18 protein-coding genes and 1 pseudogene are annotated in these 17861 nt (G+C 36.5%); 2 read left to right on the forward strand and 17 right to left on the reverse strand.

What is annotated here, in order from left to right; genetic code table 11:
- Positions 1 to 207: 207 nt before the first annotated feature.
- Positions 208 to 1077 (reverse strand): MBL fold metallo-hydrolase, encoded by an 870-nt coding sequence (locus NYE61_RS12120; protein ID WP_240033845.1) that lies wholly within the window; start codon positions 1075 to 1077, stop codon positions 208 to 210.
- Positions 1078 to 1429: 352 nt separating this feature from the next.
- On the opposite strand from NYE61_RS12120, the gene NYE61_RS12125 reads away from it, so the two are divergent.
- Positions 1430 to 3493 carry a catalase gene (locus NYE61_RS12125; protein ID WP_095313077.1) on the forward strand — a complete coding sequence of 688 codons (2064 nt, stop codon included), beginning with the start codon at positions 1430 to 1432 and terminating at the stop codon, positions 3491 to 3493.
- A gap of 105 nt (positions 3494 to 3598) precedes the next feature.
- Here the strand turns inward: NYE61_RS12125 and NYE61_RS12130 are convergent, their stop codons facing one another.
- The 14 genes and pseudogenes from NYE61_RS12130 to NYE61_RS12195 all read right to left on the reverse strand — a co-directional run bounded on the left by NYE61_RS12130 (position 3599) and on the right by NYE61_RS12195 (position 15007).
- Entirely contained in the window at positions 3599 to 4297 is a 699-nt protein-coding gene (locus NYE61_RS12130) for a hypothetical protein (protein ID WP_303449416.1), read from the reverse strand.
- A gap of 37 nt (positions 4298 to 4334) precedes the next feature.
- Positions 4335 to 5186, reverse strand: a complete 852-nt coding sequence (locus NYE61_RS12135; RefSeq protein WP_303449414.1) for an ABC transporter ATP-binding protein — start codon at positions 5184 to 5186, stop codon at positions 4335 to 4337.
- A gap of 179 nt (positions 5187 to 5365) precedes the next feature.
- A complete protein-coding gene (locus NYE61_RS12140) occupies positions 5366 to 5728 on the reverse strand; it encodes a DUF1801 domain-containing protein (RefSeq protein ID WP_095313074.1) in 363 nt (120 codons plus the stop codon).
- 134 nt (positions 5729 to 5862) lie between these two features.
- Positions 5863 to 6366 carry a DUF1572 family protein gene (locus NYE61_RS12145; protein ID WP_336623566.1) on the reverse strand — a complete coding sequence of 168 codons (504 nt, stop codon included), beginning with the start codon at positions 6364 to 6366 and terminating at the stop codon, positions 5863 to 5865.
- Positions 6367 to 6712: 346 nt separating this feature from the next.
- Complete coding sequence (locus NYE61_RS12150) at positions 6713 to 6862, reverse strand: VOC family protein (RefSeq protein WP_339315584.1); 150 nt, start codon at positions 6860 to 6862, stop codon at positions 6713 to 6715.
- A gap of 237 nt (positions 6863 to 7099) precedes the next feature.
- Positions 7100 to 7244, reverse strand: a pseudogene (locus NYE61_RS12155) (transcriptional regulator); the annotation flags it as partial.
- Positions 7245 to 7817: 573 nt separating this feature from the next.
- Complete coding sequence (locus NYE61_RS12160; protein WP_095313073.1) at positions 7818 to 8612, reverse strand: TraX family protein; 795 nt, start codon at positions 8610 to 8612, stop codon at positions 7818 to 7820.
- An 88-nt stretch (positions 8613 to 8700) separates the two neighbouring features.
- Positions 8701 to 9174: a hypothetical protein gene (locus NYE61_RS12165; RefSeq protein WP_095313072.1), complete on the reverse strand. Its 474-nt coding sequence runs from the start codon at positions 9172 to 9174 to the stop codon at positions 8701 to 8703.
- Between the two features lie 672 nt (positions 9175 to 9846).
- A complete protein-coding gene (locus NYE61_RS12170; protein ID WP_251661281.1) occupies positions 9847 to 10536 on the reverse strand; it encodes a copper homeostasis protein CutC in 690 nt (229 codons plus the stop codon).
- A gap of 27 nt (positions 10537 to 10563) precedes the next feature.
- The gene (locus NYE61_RS12175; RefSeq protein ID WP_095313070.1) at positions 10564 to 11481 is read right to left on the reverse strand and encodes a PEP phosphonomutase; all 918 of its coding nucleotides are present in this window, start codon (positions 11479 to 11481) and stop codon (positions 10564 to 10566) included.
- Positions 11482 to 11512: 31 nt separating this feature from the next.
- Positions 11513 to 12235: a GntR family transcriptional regulator gene (locus NYE61_RS12180; RefSeq protein ID WP_095313068.1), complete on the reverse strand. Its 723-nt coding sequence runs from the start codon at positions 12233 to 12235 to the stop codon at positions 11513 to 11515.
- A gap of 156 nt (positions 12236 to 12391) precedes the next feature.
- Entirely contained in the window at positions 12392 to 13843 is a 1452-nt protein-coding gene (gene nagE, locus NYE61_RS12185) for an N-acetylglucosamine-specific PTS transporter subunit IIBC (protein WP_095313066.1), read from the reverse strand.
- Positions 13844 to 14213: 370 nt separating this feature from the next.
- Positions 14214 to 14666, reverse strand: coding sequence for an SRPBCC family protein (locus NYE61_RS12190; RefSeq protein ID WP_095313064.1), 453 nt, complete (start codon positions 14664 to 14666; stop codon positions 14214 to 14216).
- A complete protein-coding gene (locus NYE61_RS12195) occupies positions 14663 to 15007 on the reverse strand; it encodes a MerR family transcriptional regulator (RefSeq protein ID WP_095313061.1) in 345 nt (114 codons plus the stop codon). Before NYE61_RS12195 ends, NYE61_RS12190 begins: the two co-directional genes overlap by 4 nt.
- 333 nt (positions 15008 to 15340) lie before the next feature.
- Here NYE61_RS12195 and NYE61_RS12200 point away from each other — a divergent pair, with 333 nt between their 5' ends.
- Positions 15341 to 16828: a catalase gene (locus tag NYE61_RS12200; protein ID WP_095313059.1), complete on the forward strand. Its 1488-nt coding sequence runs from the start codon at positions 15341 to 15343 to the stop codon at positions 16826 to 16828.
- A 69-nt stretch (positions 16829 to 16897) separates the two neighbouring features.
- Here the strand turns inward: NYE61_RS12200 and NYE61_RS12205 are convergent, their stop codons facing one another.
- A complete protein-coding gene (locus tag NYE61_RS12205) occupies positions 16898 to 17119 on the reverse strand; it encodes a helix-turn-helix transcriptional regulator (protein ID WP_095313057.1) in 222 nt (73 codons plus the stop codon).
- A gap of 9 nt (positions 17120 to 17128) precedes the next feature.
- Complete coding sequence (locus NYE61_RS12210; RefSeq protein WP_303449402.1) at positions 17129 to 17605, reverse strand: DUF2975 domain-containing protein; 477 nt, start codon at positions 17603 to 17605, stop codon at positions 17129 to 17131.
- Between the last annotated feature and the right edge of the window lie 256 nt (positions 17606 to 17861).

Below are 17861 nucleotides of genomic sequence, written 5' to 3' on the forward strand. Positions count from 1 at the left end.
TATGCTATCATAGTAAAAAAGAAATAGCTGTGTCCAAATTGTGAAACCGCAAATTGAAGTAGCTCCTGAAATGATGTAACAGTTGCGTGTATACACTAATAAGAGAAGTGGATAGTAAGCGAAAGGGACAATTTCATATTGATTAAAAATAGTGACTCAAAATCTCATTCTTTTGAGTCACCTTCTTCGTTCTTACGATTTCTCGCATCAGTGTTTGGGGTCTACAAACCGACCATAATCTGGTATTGCTAGTCGGTCAAATTCTTTAACTAGTCTTGCTAATCCTTCTGAAAGTTCTTGCCCAGACACTGGCATTCCATGACCAGTTACCACAATAGCAGGGTTTAAGTCTTCCAGCTTTTTAACAGATTCCCAAGCAGCAGTCCAATCAGTCGTTAAGTACCTTGGCGGGCCGTTTATTTCCACTTTTTGAGTCATTACCTTGTAAAGTGATTCTTGTTTCACAGTAACAAAAGCATCGCCAGCAATAAGAGCACGATCTTTTTCCCTAAATAAAGATACATGACCAGGAGCATGTCCTGGTGTATGAATCCATTTCCAACCAGGCATATGTGGAACACTTCCATCATCAGGCAGTGCTTCTATATTGCTTCCTAAGTTAACAGCTTCATTTGGGAACATTGGTGACATTTTTGCCACAAGTCCCCCTTCAACGGATCCATCCGGTTCTGGATAGTCTTGTTTTCCAGTTAAAAAAGGCAACTCAGCCTCATGGGCATATACTTTAATTCCCCACTTCTCCACTAAATCTACAACTGCGCCAACATGATCAAAGTGTCCATGTGTTAGTATAATTGCTTGTGGTTTACTGTCTTCTCCAAACCGTTCCTCTACCATTTCCACAATCCGATTGGATGATTCAGGCATACCAGTGTCCACTAAAACCCACTCACCTGAATTATCCGGATTACCCACACAGCACAAATTCACAATTTGATTTGTATAGCAGTAAAGATCGGGAAGAACCTCCTTCCCAACTCCACTCGTCATCGAATACATCGGCAGAAACTGATCCTCCATTGAATCATGCATTCCATTTTGTATGTCTTTTTCCATAAAAATTCTCCACTTTTCTTTGTTTTAGTTTTGTTCACATTGATTTGTTGTTCATTTAAGTTTTTATATATTAATTAAAGTCTTGTTAAAAACATCTATATTATTTGGGCTAACGGCAAAAAGTATGTACATTTTTAAAAGTCCTATTAAAGCACCATACTTTGTATCAATTAATATAAAGGTTTAGGCACAGCAATCGATACTTCACTAACTATAATGAGGGCATTGCAAGAGGTAAGAGGCGGGTCATGCTCAGAACCCCTTACGCTAATAAATCTGTGTTCTAATATTAGAAAAAAAACGTAAGTATAGAAATGGTACTTATATCTCAACCGTTTGAAAGGGTGATTAAATGGATGATGAGAAATCATCAAAAAACCAAAAACGGGTAAATCAAGACTTTAAACAAGAACAACTAGAACAATACCGAATGAGCGACTACGGCCAGCCAATGACAACACAGGAAGGAAAAAAAAGATCACAGGATCAGGATCAATTAAAAGCAGGTATCCGTGGACCTTCCTTACGTCAGGATTATGAATTCTTAGAGAAGATGTCACACTTTGTTCATGAAGAAATACCTGAAAGAGTGGTTCATGCAAGAGGTTACAGCGCTTATGGCGAATTTGAATGTTATCAGTCGATGAAACATGTGACGAAGGCTGGATTCCTACAGGAAGCTGGCAAAAAAACGCCAATAACTGTCCGTTTTTCTACTGTTCAAGGAGCCAAAGGATCCTATGATACAGCAAGGGACTTACGTTGTAAGGGAGTTAAACTTTATACGGAAGAAGGAAATGTCGATCTTACCACGATTGCAATGCCTGTATTAATTAATCAAGACGCAATGAAGTTTCCGGACGCAATGCACGCATACCAAGCTAAACAAGCAGATGACATACCAACCGCAAGCGGAGCGCACGACCGTTTTTGGGATTATGTGGCCAATAACGATGAAGCACTTCACATGGTACTTTGGATTATGTCTGACCGGGGTATTTTAAGAAGCTATCGAATGATGGAATCATGGTCCATTAATACGTACCTATTTGTTAACGATCAAGATGTGGCAACCTTTGTGAGGTATGTCTGGAAACCTGTCCTCGGAGTCCATTCCCTGCTTCAGGATGAGTCACTGAAAATCGGCGGACTCGACCCTGACTTTCACAGAAGGGATCTGAGGGAAGCCATTGATAATGGCGCTTATCCAGAATACGAGCTAGGTGTCCAATTGATTTCGATGGAGGATGAATTCAAATATGACTTCGATGTCCTCGACCCTTCAAAGTTTTGGCCAGAAGAGCTTGTCCCTGTTCAAATGATTGGTAAGCTGACATTAAATAGAAATATTGATAACTACTTTACGGAGTCTGAACAAGTCGCATTTAACCCTGCAAATGTCGTTCCGGGAATTGATTTTTCCAATGATCCCGTTTTGCAAGGAAGATTAATGGCTTATCGGGATACCCAACAACATCGACTTGGCAGTGCCAATTACGTTGAATTACCAATAAATAAGCCAATATGCCCGTTTCATAATAATCAGCGACGAGGTGCTATGAGACAACGAATCGATGTTGATAAAATAAACTATCACCAAAACTCACTTGCAGATAATACACCATACACAGTACCTCCAGAAGAAGGCGGCTATAAGGATTATCCCGGAAAAGTAGATGGCTACAAAATCAGAGCTAGAAGCGAATCGTTCAAGGATTATTTTTCACAACCGAGGATATTCTGGAATAGTTTAACTCCAATAGAAAAGCAGCATACGATTGAGGCGCTAAGCTATCAAGTAGGCAGTGTAAAAAGTGAGTCGGTTCGTCAGCAGGTTGTTAATATACTTGTCAATGTTGATAAAGATATGGCAAGTATTGTTGCGGATAACATCGGGGTGGATCGACCAAGCGGATCCAATGTTCCTGTTTCTACAAGCTATTCTTCTCTTAGTCAGGCCAGTACACCTAAATATGCATATACACAAAAAGTAGGCGTACTTATTGGCGATGGTTATAACGGTAATGAGGTAACCAATGCACTTAACACCTTACAGCAATATGGTGTTTTTGTTGACATCATAAGTGAAAGGCTTGGTACGGTTACCGGAAATGATGGAACAACACTCCAAGTTGATAAAACGTTCCTTACATCGAGCCCTTATCTTGTAGACTCACTTTACGTTGTTGGCGGAAGTTCTAGAAACCAGGCAAAATTCAACTCAGACATCACGGAATTTGTACATGTAGCTTATAAGCACTATAAACCAATTGGTGTTTCCTCAACTGGAGAGTCTTTTATTCATGCATCAGAAAACAATAATTTGGCTGGTGTAGTTTTTGCTGCAAATAATCCAGATTTTGGTGAGGATTTTGTTTCTGCCATAGCGCAGCAGCGGTTTTGGGACAGAAAATAGCCTTTTATATTGGATGGGAGAAAGGAAATGTTCTTTCCATCCTTTATACTTTCTACGGAGTCCTGTCGCTCCAATATAATAACAACTCCTTAATTTTTATTCAGTCTAGCTTTTAGCCAATTTCAAAAACAAAATTAAAAGAAGAATCGAGTAAATGATTATCCAGATAAAAGGAAATATGGATAGGTCTCCAAGATTTTCCCCGCTCCAATTCATTAGTGATTGCTGTGTGTTTACTGCAGGGGGAATAACCCAGGTTATATTTTTCAAAGCAGTAGGCAGGGCACCATGGATTCCAAGAGCTGCGATGGAAAGAACAATAGTAAGTGCTAGCCCACCATAGGAATTTACAGGGCTTTCCATCAGTGCTTCACTAAATAAACTAGCAACCGTAATACCAAGAGTTGCTAATAAAATATGGTTTGCAAAAGAAACAAAACCAATTGTTAATGTCACAGGTTCAGCGAACATACCAAAAATAATCGGATATACAAAAGAATATACAGTTAGCAGCACGGCTATTAGCCATACAGATAATAATTTTGAAATATAGTAACGATTTCTCCCTTTAGCATGAAGTATCATAATTTGTCTTTGTACTGGTGGATCCAGTGATAAAACACTGATACACAACCAGGACGATATAACATATATAATCAACGCAGCCACAGCATAACTATCAATGATTGGATTTGGAGTATATGTATATTGGACAAATACTAAGACGAAGAAAGTAGAGATGGGAGGAAAGTATTTATGGGACCGCAAATAATCGTGCAAACTAAATTTAATCAGTTCTTTCAAATAGATCCCTCCTTATAATTGGAAATAGCGGGACATCTTATTCCCTTTCCCACTCTCCATCGTTATCTACAGTTGTTACTTGATTAATGCTTCCTTGTAATGCTAGGATTCTCGATAAAACTTTATCACTATAATTCGCATGAACATATAGTAACAACCCATTATCCATTTCCTTCATGTGCAATACTTCCTCCCATTGTTTCACCTGAGAATCATCCAACCGCTTTACTTCTATTAACTTCAATGAATCCTTTTCGTTTTTCATCTTTGTCTTTGAAAGAAGGCCATTATATATATAGTAAGTCGTTTCCACTATATCCTCAAAGGTGTTTGATTCATGATAGGTTAATAGTATTGTCGACCCTCGTTCTTTCAATTCTTTGATTACAAGTAGTAATTCCTGTTGGGCTTGAGCGTCAAGTCCGGATATAGGTTCGTCCAGGATTAAAAGCTCTGGCCTTTGCATGATAGCTTGGATGATCCCAACTTTCTGGATGTTTCCTTTTGAAAGTTCGTTTATCCGGTGATTATCCAGCTTTTCTAACTGAAATCGACGTAAAAATGCTGGAATATTTTTCCTAAGACGCGCTTTTGAAATTCCAGTAATTGTACCTATGTAACACAAATACTCACTTGGAGTGAAACGTATATCTTTTGGAAACCTCTCTGGTACATATCCTATTCTAATCTTTTTATTAGGATAAATAATCTTACCAGAAGTTGGCTTCTCAAGTCCCGCTATCAATCGTAAAATGGTGCTTTTTCCAGTACCATTCCCGCCCAGTATTGCAATAACTTGTTTTTGATCAATGGTAAGCGAAATATCACGTAAAACCTGTTGATTATTGTACGCTTTACTAATATGCTCAAGCTCCACAAACTTCTCCATTTAATCGCCCCCAACCTAACCTATTTCACTTAGGCTCTGCTCTCTGATCCAATTGATCCGGCTAATCATTTCATTTGGCTCATCACACCTAAAGATAACCGTATAAAAGCTACTTATCATTCTTACAGAAAGTATCACAAGTAAAATTGATAATTGTAGCGTTCTAGTATTTATAGTCTTCACTCTTTAGATTCATTCAATGTGATTGCTTTTTCAACAAGCGAAGTGAAGATGTCCTCTTGAATATCCTCAAGCTTTGTAATTCTTATATGGCGCATCGCTTTTCCTGTACCCTTCAATAAGTCACTTTCAATTTCATTCCCTTTATAAAAACCTAAATTAACATGTTTCTTAGCAGGTTGCAGATAGCATACGAGCCCCTTATATGAATAGCTAGGCATTGACCATTTGAACTCTTCAATAAGCTTGGGCGAAGCATCAAAAATAACTTTCCGCAATGCATTTGTAATCTCTTGAATGTCAGGTGACAATTGATCAATCATTTGATCAACTTTCTCAGTTGTTCGTATCTTATCAGTCATCTAATCAATCTCCTCTTTAAGCTCAGCCAAACAATGAATCATATAGGGATAGGGAAGCCCTTTTTGATTTTCGACTGGTTTAGTTATTTTTTTACAATTTCTTCTAACATCACTGCAGATTATAGCTATCCTAATCATTTGTTCTTCGGAATGCTTAAAATGATCCATTCTTTTCCCTTGATTTGTTTCCCGATATAAAGAATTTGCCCTAAGTGATAGCTAATGTGAACGACTTCTGTTTGAATTGCTTGAAGCACACTAATCGATTTCCCCCTTAGTGTAACCTTCCTATTTAGATCTTCTCCGTTAAGGTTCCCGATTGTATGAAAAAGCAGCTTCCATCCATCTTCCCAAACCTGCATCAGATATTTCTTTGACTCATTACGATCAACAAATTCTAAGTCTCTATTTCTATAAGCTTTTTCTCCATCCGCCGTTAAAAAATCTACCCATCGAGAGTGCATATTCCCACTCAAATGTTTGATAATAATTGCAATGCTATTCGACTCTTCATTTGACTTCCAGTGTAAATCCATTTCAGATAATTGTTCGATTCCCTTTTCTGCACGTTCTTTAAAATGTTTAAACTGTTCAATTATAGTTGTCAGGTACTCCTTTTCAAAGGTAATTAAAATCACCCCTTATTATAGATTCAATTCAAATTTTGAGGTAGATGAACACTATCCTTCTTATATATGCTGTTGTATAAATCAAAGTAAAAAGGTTCCCCACTAACTAACCGATCATGGAGTCCTTAGCAATTACAAATCATGACGACATTTCCATCTGGATCCTTTATATTAAACCAGGCTGTGTCTTCCACCCACTCCATTTCTCTCACAATTACGATCCCTTTTTCTTTCACATATTTATAAGCATCATCAATATTGGGTGCATAAAAATTGAAAATCGGACTAGGGCTCACATGATGTTTGAAAAACGGATCAAAGGTGTGATCATCTAAAGTGAGCGATGATGTCCCTACTACCGGGACGTTAAAACCGGTGACACAACTTGTTCTAAATCAACATCCATTCCTAATAGGTCACAATACCATTTTGCAGAAGCTTTCAAATCCGACACATGTACAAACACACCATTCATTTGATTTTTTATCGGCAAGATATTCTCCACGTTATTACCGCTCTCGTATTTTTTATTGAATGTTACTGTTTCAGATTGCTGATACCTCCAATTACTTTAGGCATAGGAGAAGCAACCATTACAGCTTATCCCAAAATCTATATTGATCATATAAAATTTTATAAAGTTTGTAAAATACAATCTATTTAAAGTGTGTTATTAACTTATTTTTTTCAAAGTACCTTAATACTCAATTGAATAGAGTCTTATTGAATGATATCTCTGGTTCAGCAAGAACCCTTCTGCCATTTCTTTGCTAACATAATATCCATCATCATTTTCCTCTTTTGATTGCGCAGTCTCTTTAAGCAAATATGGAAACCTCAAAAATATTTCCGATCATCAAGAGCTTTTCTGTCTCTGGAAATCCTTGCCTGTACGAAAGCAAAAACAACAATGCAATCAATTCTACTGGTATCTTTATTTTAATTTCGATCATTCCCATTCTTATCACTCCTTTATTTTTTATTACTTACTTTGTTTTATTAAATACCTTTCTTTTTTAAAAACTTTTGATCTGTCTTACTATGTTTGAGCCTTAAACAATATCTATTTCATAAACAGACCCTCTTCATAAATATAAGCGCTCATCTCACAAAATCCGGTACATTTCTTATCAAGGAATTTAAAGCAAAACAAAAAAGGCCATAGTTTCCTATGACCTTTCACTGTCTTATTACTTTCCTACCCACATTTTAATGAGTCGCATAATGGGTTTGCGACTCCCTTTTATAAATCGTCATTGAGAAGAACGATCCCTGTTTTATTCGTCGCTCCAGGACTGGCGACATCACTTTCTGAATAGCATAAATCAATAAACATTTTTAATCAAGGGCGATTGGGGGAAACCAAATTCCCCAAGTTGCCCTTACGAACATCCACTTGCGTGATGTCTGGATTATTCGTAGATTCCTTCCATAATTCAAGCCATTCTTTATTTTAATACTTAACCTAATTGAGATAAATAAACACCAATTAAATATAAAATTAAAATGTGTACAGGATAAAAAACATAAAAAAAGTACTTCAAACCAATCCCTTTTTTACCGTTGTAAAGTAATATTAACGGTAATGCTATTATCATGATCCATTGATACCCAGCATATTGAATTAGGTATTCCGCAAAGAAATCTGGTCTATACCCCCATTTAGAGTATACAACATAACAAAATATAGAAAATAAGATATAAACAACGCTAATACCAATCTTAGTCTTTCTAGTTACATAAAGAAGCAAGCCTAAAAGTACAAAAAACGGTCCACCTTCTACAAAAAAAACACTACCAAATATAGAACCGAAAAATTGATAAACAACACTAGCATCACTAATAAAGCGCCAATCTATCTCTGAAAACAGCATACTAATCAAAAAAACTAGCATTTGCCATACAACAAGAAACAAAACATATTTTATTTGCTTTTTCTCAAAAAAATAAATGAATATTATTATCAAAAAAAGAGGAGCAAAAAAATTATTCGTTATATACATTTGGGTTTCATTAAAAACAATATTAATAATAAGGTTTAATATAGCCATACCCAAAGTACATAGGTACAAACGAATGATGTACTTTTTTCTATCTAAAGTATATTGATAACCTATAATTAGAGCATAAATAAACACTGGGGCTGCAATTCTACCTACCCAATGAAACCATTCTGGAGTATTAGATATAAATTGACCAACATGGTCAATAAACATCGATATCAATGCAATTATCTTAAGTTTAGTGGTCGTCATCAACATTCTCCTAAAATAAACTCAAATATAACAGAGTGAAACACCATGAGAAAAAAGATCACGACGTTTCACTTGTAAAATTATTAATTCAATTAGCTTTTACTGATCCACTAAAATTACTTGGTCCATAAAATTTTATATAATATTGTCCTTTTGAATCCAAATTACGAACAGATATTTGGCTCTGTTTTGCGTTCAGAGTAAATGTCCCTACCGCACCAATTGTTCCTTTTTTATAAAGTTTATATTTTAGTTTTCCATCTCTAAAATTGCGCACTTCTATTGAAACACTGCTGGCTCCAGTAAAGTATTTATTTGTATATAGGTTAGAGTTTGCTGCACTTCCTGAAAATTTCATCTCTCCACTACTTTTTAAATTATGTGATTTAGTCGGTTTACCCAAACCTAGAGTTGACATACCCTCAGTATTTTCAGTTTCTGCATCAGCTGGTGGATTTTCAGAAACTCCAACGTTTGTTCCTGCGCTTGTTGCTCCTACATTAGTACCTAAAACCAACATAAAAATGAGGGATAAAATACTAACTGTCATAAACTTTTTCATTAAACAAGTACCTCCAATTTAATTTTTTCAAAAATACAATATAAATCAATATTCGACGCTAACCTCCTAAAAACCTCCCAATATATACATAAAATTTCCTGCAAATTAAAAACCGTGCGGTATTTAAATATATATATAAAATTATGCACGACCTTAAATTCAAAAATTCAGTTGAGTACGTGGCTAAAAGAATATAAATATCTCAATTTTTTTTTGAAACTATAAATTTAATTTTTTCACTTAAAAACGAAAATCGAAAAAAAACGTTTTTCTAAATTTTTATGTATAAAATTCTGTTGTTCATCGAGTTTCTGAATCAATAATTTATTATTTTTCCCATTTACTAATCGCCTGTCTTGTTGTATTTAGTTTCCTTAGTTTAAAAAGTTTTTGACCAAAGGTCATGCACGAAACCCCTTTCATTTTGTTAGTTCTAGTTTAGGATAACAATGCTTTTCTTTCTATCACGGAGCAAATGCACTTTGTCAACGGATGGTTGCATACATGTTATGCATGGTTTTATGCAGATCGCAAAGATCCTATTCTAATGTATCATGGAATCTTTGGTAGAAAGTAATCGAAACATAAAAAATCCAGCATTAGGTTGTTGGACACTAATACTGGATTTTTAAGTTGTTGAGCCACCAAATAGTACTTAAGCACAAATAAACCTTACATCAATTCCTTTTGTATTCGTTGAATTGCGGATTGTGAAAGTTCATTTGCGAATGAGCCATCCACCCTTACAGCACTACCAAAATGATAATCTTCTGCACTTACCATTTGATGAATACCCGCAATGTTTTCTGGTGATAGTCCTGAACCAGGCATGATACTCGGTCCGTTTTGCCCGAAAGATAGTTTTACCAATTTTGCTAACTGGTCTTTGCCTTTCTCACAATTTACTTCCCCGCCGGATGTCAAAATCCGCCTTACATTCTGTTTGAATTGGAGTAAAGTACGGTAGGCGGCTTCTTGTGAATGAACCTCATCAAACGCACGGTGAAAGGTTATATCTATATCTGGGAACCGCCGAATAATCTCACGAAGCATTTCTTCATTTATGGTACCATTCTGATTTAGTGCACCGAAGACAATTCGATTGCCTCCAAGCTTTGTAATCATTTCGATATCTTCACAAATCACCTGAAAATCATCTTCTGTATAGTAAAAATGATAGCTATGGGGGCGAACCATGATCTGGACAGGAATCTTTACGCTTTGCAGGACCTGTTTGATCGCTCCATAGCTTGGGGTTAGCCCTCCCTCTTTCATTGCGGATACGAGTTCTAGACGGTGAGACCCTAGTTTTTCTGCCTGAATAGCTTCTTGCTTATTTTGTACAATCAGTTCCAAATTCATATCTTTCACCAACCTTTTTGCAAACTTCTAACGTTTTACAGATGCAGCCATTCTTACATACGTATGGCGTCTTCCTCTGATAGCGATGGAATAGGTCATAATGTTTTCCGGGACAGCAATTCCGTAAAAGCCTGTATCCCCTATATGATAAATATCTGCACCAGCCATTTTACTATTTAACGCGATTTGGCGGATCGTTGCCTCATCAGCTCCTTCTTGGCTTGTCCCAATCGTGAGCATTGCCAGCGCACCTTTTGAATGAACAAATTGTACATAGTTTTGGACAGTATCCAATGTGATTCCAGGGACTGTTCCAGGAGCAGGCATTAAAATAACATCCGCTCCTGCTTTAATAAAACTGGATAGTGCATCTTCTGAAATAATACTGCTGCCTGTTTCATTTGTAACTCCAGCACCATGCATTTTTCCTGCAATAATTAATCCTTCTTCACCAAAAACCTCACGGGCCTTCTGAATAGCAACAATCGTTTCATTATTTGTCACACCTGTTTTAGGATTACCCGTTAAACATATGAAATCAAAACCTAATTTTCTCGCTTTCCTTAAGGATTCTTCGGTAGCCAATCTTCCTTTTGAAACTGTATCTAATTTTTCTATTTGTTCGGCATGAAGGTCGACTGGTTCTAAATTCAGGCCAACAGGACGTCCAGTTAGTTCCTTCACTTTTTGTATGACTGATTCATTCTGATCACATTCAACCCCTTCAACAGCAGGGTTAAACACATCAAATAAATTTAATAAGAGTAAATCAGCACCGAACGCAGATGCAAGTTCAGCATTGGTGACGCTCGGGTATAATGGCGCTACAGAAGTCATTGTCTCTGATAGCATTACTCTTCCTTCACAGGCTTGAATGGACTGCTTTAAGTCTTGGCCATTCATTTTTTGAAAATCAGAAGCCGTACAATCTAATAATCTTTTCACTAAAAATTTCCCCTTTCTTCATACTTCTATGTTATCGATTAATTTTAACTTTGTATTTATAGCGGTCAGCACGATAGTATGATTGTACATACTCTAAAGGTATATCATTTTCAGTGAGACTAACTCGGGAAATATAGAGAATCGGATCACCAATTTTAATATCAAGCGCGTCAGCCATGTGCTTACGAGCGATTGTTGCTTCCACTTCCTGTTCAGCGGACAAAATCCGAAGTTCAGTCTCATTTTCAATATGTTGATAAATGGATTGTTCTGCAATTTCTCTCGTAAGACCTGGAATACGATCTACTGACGTATAAAAGATTTGAAATGCGATTGGCAGCTGATCCCCTAAACGCAATCTTTTTATTTCATAGACTGATGAGCCTTCCTCCAGTCCTAACTTCTTGGCTAACCATCCACTTGCTTTTATAATGTTAAATTCTAATACCTTTGTTCCTGCTACCATTCCCCGTAAACGCATATCCTCTGAAAAACTTGTTAAGTGTTCCAAATCCTGTTCGAATTTCTTATAAGCAACGAAAGTCCCTTTTCCACGTTCACGCTGTAAATAGCCTTCACTTGTAAGATTATTCATTGCTTGCCTTACCGTCATTCGACTGATTTGGTACTTCTCAGCATACTCACGCTCAGAAGGAACTAAGTCTCCAGGTTTTAACTCCTTCTTTTCAATCATCTCTTTTATCACTTGTTCCAATTGAAAATAAAGTGGTATTGGCGATTCTTTGATTATCATTTTAGAAAACACTTTCCTTTTATCGTTACGTAAAAGCAATGATGTCTTGTATCGGATATTTAATTATTACGTTCGACTATATTTTAATACGTAAGCTATCGTTCTAGATAATCTACGCTAGGCTGTTCAAGCGATTAGGACACTCCCAATCATGTATTACTTATGAATCTTCTTCATCTCGTCAGCTACAAATTGAACTTGTGTGCCAACAACAACTTGAACATTGTTTTTACCAGTAACAACTACCCCTGGTACACCTGTAGCCTTAATTTTACTTTGATCAATTGCAGACGAATCTTTCACATCCAGTCTTAATCGGGTAACACAATTGTCAATAGAGGTAACGTTTTCTTCCCCACCTAAACCTTCGTAAATTTTCGCTGCCATTGCTGCGAATTTATTGTCATCGGCATTTTCAGTAGATTCTACCTCTTCCGCTTCAAGCACATCATCATCTTCTCTACCAGGAGTTTTGATATTAAATTTTGCAATTAAAAATCTAAATATAATATAGTAGATAACAAAGAATACCAGTCCCTGGAGCAATAGCATGTACGGTTCATTAGCCATTGGCAGACGCGAGCTTAATATAAAGTCAATTAGCCCCGCGCTAAAACCAAAACCAGCTGTCCAATTAAACATAGCAGCAATCGCCATGGAGATACCTGTTAATACGGCATGAACAACATATAAAAACGGCGCTACAAACATAAAAGCAAATTCAATTGGTTCGGTAACCCCAGTTAAGAAGGAAGCAAAACCTCCTGCAAGCATTAAGGATCCTACTTGCTTTTTCCTTTTTGTTTTTGCCGCATGATACATCGCAAGTCCTGCTGCAGGTAAGCCAAACATCATAATCGGGAAGTATCCGGCTTGATACATACCTGTAATTCCTTTTTCACCAGTTCCCGCCCAGAAATTTCCAATATCGTTTATTCCCGCTACATCAAACCAGAACACAGAGTTAAGCGCATGATGTAATCCAATTGGAATTAATAATTTATTAAGAAATCCATAAATCCCTGCACCAATAGCCCCTAATGTACTAATCATTTCACCGAAATTAACTAATCCTGTATAAACTACAGGCCAGACAAAGAATAATGCTGCAGCAACAACAAGCATTAAAGCAGATGTCATAATCGGTACAACTCGCTTCCCACTAAAGAAAGCTAACGCTGCTGGTAATTGTACATGACTAAATCGATTAAACATAATTGATGCTACAACCCCAGAAAGAATTCCAATAAACGCATTTTCTATATTCTCAAAGGCTGGGTTTACATTTTCCACATTAATTCCTTGCAATAATGCAACAGTATCAACGGAAAGTAGTGTGGTTACGACTAAGTAGGCAACTAGCCCACTTAGTGCAGCAGCACCGTCTCTCTCCTTGGACATACCTAACGCAATCCCTACCGCAAATAAGATTGGTATATTATCAATAATGGAAGAGCCTGCTTTAATTAAGAAAGCAGCTGCTGCACTTCCTTCCCCCATGCCTGATGGGTCAATCCAATAACCTATCCCCATTAAAATTGCCGCTGCAGGTAATACTGCAACCGGTAACATCAATGAACGACCTATACTTTGGAGATATTTCATCATCCTGTTTTCCTCCTATCAAAAGTTTTATATATGTTGTTAATTTACGGAGTGTATAAACTAAAAAAATGTGTAACGTACTTAATATAGTATTCTACCCAAAAAATACGCTTTCATTTAAGGTTATAACTTTCGAACCCTTCCTTATTTCATCCGTAAAAAATTAAAGATAACAACGAAATATATTGTATCCCACGTTAAACTAGTTGTCTATACCAATTTCATATCATTTTTTAGCTTAAAGAATCAAAAAGCTCGCCAGTTCGTAATCAACTCGAACCGGCGAGCTTTGCTTTTTATTCCCCAATTAACGGGACACTATGTTTGTAGGACTTCAATTGCTTAATCGTTTTCGAAGTCACAAATTACGAATCTAAATTTTCATTGCTTCCTCATTCACTTTTTGCATAAACTCTTCTACAACTTTATTGTTGCTTTTCTCACTTCCTAGCTTCAACATTGCTCTTCCTACAAAATTAACCCCTTTATTACTACCCTCATAAATAAATGCCGTTTGTGTATCACTAATTTTAAGTAATTTAAAAGATAGATTAATCTCAAAAGCTTTACCTAAAACAAAACGTATTTGCTTGTACTTTTTATCTTCTAAGTCTTCATAAGCTAACGTTTCTACAATATACGTTTCAAGCCGTTTTCCTTCCCGATAGGTTTGTTCGTGCTTTGCTCCAACCTCACCTTCCCTTTTTTCAATCACCGTATGTTTCTCTACTTTAGGCATAATCTGTTTGATGTTTCTATCTAAAAATAGGCTCCATACATTTTCAATATTTGTATCAATAGTGATTTCTTCTTTCCATTGGATCATTTGTATTCTTCCTTCCCAGATTCAAGAAAAGCATCGATCTCTTCAACCCGAAGCAGAAGATCGTCTATTTCCCTCTGAATTTTATGTCTTTTTTGTATTAACAGCCCATCTAAATTTGCAAATGACTCATCCTCCATGACACAGACCATTTCCTGTATGGTAAAGCCAAGTCTCCGCAATTTAACGAGGAGGATTGCCAGGAAGTAACTTCCATCATCGTAATAACGATAGTTGTTATTTGGATCAATAAATGCTGGTTCAAGCAATTTTACTTCGGCATAGTATCGTAATGTTTCTTTACTTAATCCGGTCATCTCAGAAAAATCACTAACCTTATACATCCTGTCCCTCCCGCTCGTCTTAAATTATAAACTGTGGGGTGCGCCACAGAGTCAATATATATTACCGAAATTCTATCGACAGATTTAAAAAATAACTTTGTACCACCTAAATTTAGTGTTCCTTCATTTGTTAATAAAAACTATACCACACAAAATTCCCTAAATTCACCAAAGTTTATAATTATCAATTATATAATTTAATTGAGAAAAAAATATTTTAAAATAAGATCATTCGTTCTTGACTTACTAAATATCTTTATATAAAATAGCATCTATAGAAATAAATTATAATTAATATAAATTAAAAACTATTATACTTTGGAGGTATTTATTTTGGGGAATATAAATGAAAACAAAAAAAGAATGACTACTGCATTTGGTAATCCTGTACCAAATGACTCAGATTCTAAGACAGCCGGTCCACGCGGCCCGTTATTAATGGAAGATTACTGGTTCCTCGAGAAACTAGCTCACTTTGATCGTGAGGTAATCCCAGAGCGCCGTATGCACGCGAAAGGTTCCGGTGCATACGGGACATTTACCGTTACGAACGATATTACAAAATATACGAAAGCAGACATTTTCTCAGAGGTTGGTAAGAAAACCGATATGTTTGTCCGCTTCTCAACTGTTGCTGGTGAACGCGGGGCTGCTGATGCAGAACGTGATATTCGTGGTACATCTATGAAATTCTATACAGAGGAAGGTAACTGGGATCTTGTCGGAAATAATACGCCTGTGTTCTTTATGAGAGATCCGAAGCGGTTCCCAGATTTAAACCATGTTGTAAAACGTGATCCAAAAACGAATATGCATAGCGCTCAAGCGAACTGGGATTTTTGGACAAGCTTACCGGAAGCACTGCATCAAGTGACAATCACGATGAGTGACCGTGGTATTCCAGCAAGCTATCGAAACATGCATATGTTTGGTAGTCATACGTATAGCTTTTTCAATGCAGAAAATGAACGATTTTGGGTAAAATTCCACTTCAAAACACAACAAGGAATTAAAAATCTGACTGAACAAGAAGCTGAAGCATTAGTTGGTCGCGACCGTGAAAGCCATCAACGAGATTTATTTCAAGCAATTGAACGCGGAGATAATCCAAAATGGACTTTATTTATCCAAGTTATGACAGAAGAATATGCAAGAAACATGAAAGATAATCCATTTGATATCACAAAGGTTTGGTATAAAGAGGATTTCCCACTAATTGAAGTTGGTGAGGTTGAATTAAATCGCAACCCAGAGAATTACTTTGAAGAAGTTGAGCAGGCTGCATTCGCTCCAACCAACATTGTTCCTGGTATTGGTTTCTCTCCAGATAGAATGTTGCAAGGTCGCTTATTCTCATACGGAGATGCACAACGCTATCGTTTAGGTGTAAACCACTGGCAAATCCCAGTCAACTATCCGAAAAACGCGAAGAATTTCAACCCCTATCACCGTGATGGTGCTATGAGAGTCATCCCTCATGGAAATCAAGTCACATATAGCCCAAATAGCTATGGTGAATGGGAAGACAGCAAGGAACACCAAGAACCAGCTCTAGATATTTTTGGTACTGCGGATTATCATAACTTCCGAGAAGATGATGATAATTACTATGAACAACCCGGTAGGTTATTCCGATTAATGACTGTAGAAGAGCAGCAAAGGTTATTTGAAAACACAGCAAAAAATATGCAAGGAACTACGAAGGAAATTCAATTAAGACATATTAACAATTGTTATAAAGCAGATCCAGCATATGGCGAAGGTGTAGCCAGAGCGCTTGGCGTTCCAGTGGATGAAATAGCTGTTTCTACTACTGTATAAACGAAAAAGAAGACTGTCCTCACTTGAAGGCAGTCTTTTTTATAACTACTGGATTTGGAAAAAGGTTACTTAATTGGTGCCACCCTCATCGGCTCGATATTCCAATACATCACCCGGCTGACACTCTAATGCCTTACAAATGGCATCTAACGTTGAAATCCGAATTGCTTTTGCCTTCCCATTTTTCAATATAGAAAGATTTGCCATCGTTATGCCAACCCGCTCAGATAATTCCGTCACACTCATTTTTCGTTTTGCTAACATCACATCAATATTAATTATAATCGCCATATTATCACCTCATACCGTCAAATCATTTTCGGATTTTATATGAATCGCTTCTTCTAAAAGTCTTTGGAGAACCGCAGCAAAGACTGCGATCACCATAGAAGCAAAAATAGGGACCATTCCGATAATGATGAGACCTGGTGCATCATCTAGCTCTGCTACGATATAAACAAAAGGAATAATAAGCACATACAACCCACTGATTGTTATTGCACACCATTTAATTTTCTTTAGAGCCACAACAGATAATTTAGAGAAAGCCTGGTTCTTGTCAATATAGCTTAAAAGTTTAAAAGCCTGGTACAAAGCAAAGAAAAACGGAATCACTGATACATACATACCAATTATAATGGGATACAGAATATGATCATATTCTGGATTTGCTGGATTATTAACTAACCAATACACTCCGAATATAGATAAAGCAAGAACCGGAGTTCCAATAAGAAATAATGCTAACTTTAAAAAGAGTGTTGAACCATATTTCATTAAATACACCTCACTTTATTATTCTATTTGATTTTATCATTATATTTATCGTTTCACAATAAATAAATTACGATTTTCGATGTTTTTTTGTTGAAACCCAAATATAAAAAGAACAAAAAGGAGCTCGGCACCCAAGCTCCTTTTGCCTTTTCAACTAATGCACCATTTTGTTTAGAAGTTTTTTAAGATAATTTCCAAGCAGGAATTAAAGAATGGAAATGGGAAAAGTAACTTACTAAAATATGTATGAGCGTAT

The organism is Oceanobacillus sp. FSL W7-1304 (genome assembly GCF_037969805.1).
Taxonomy (GTDB): domain Bacteria; phylum Bacillota; class Bacilli; order Bacillales; family Amphibacillaceae; genus Oceanobacillus; species Oceanobacillus profundus.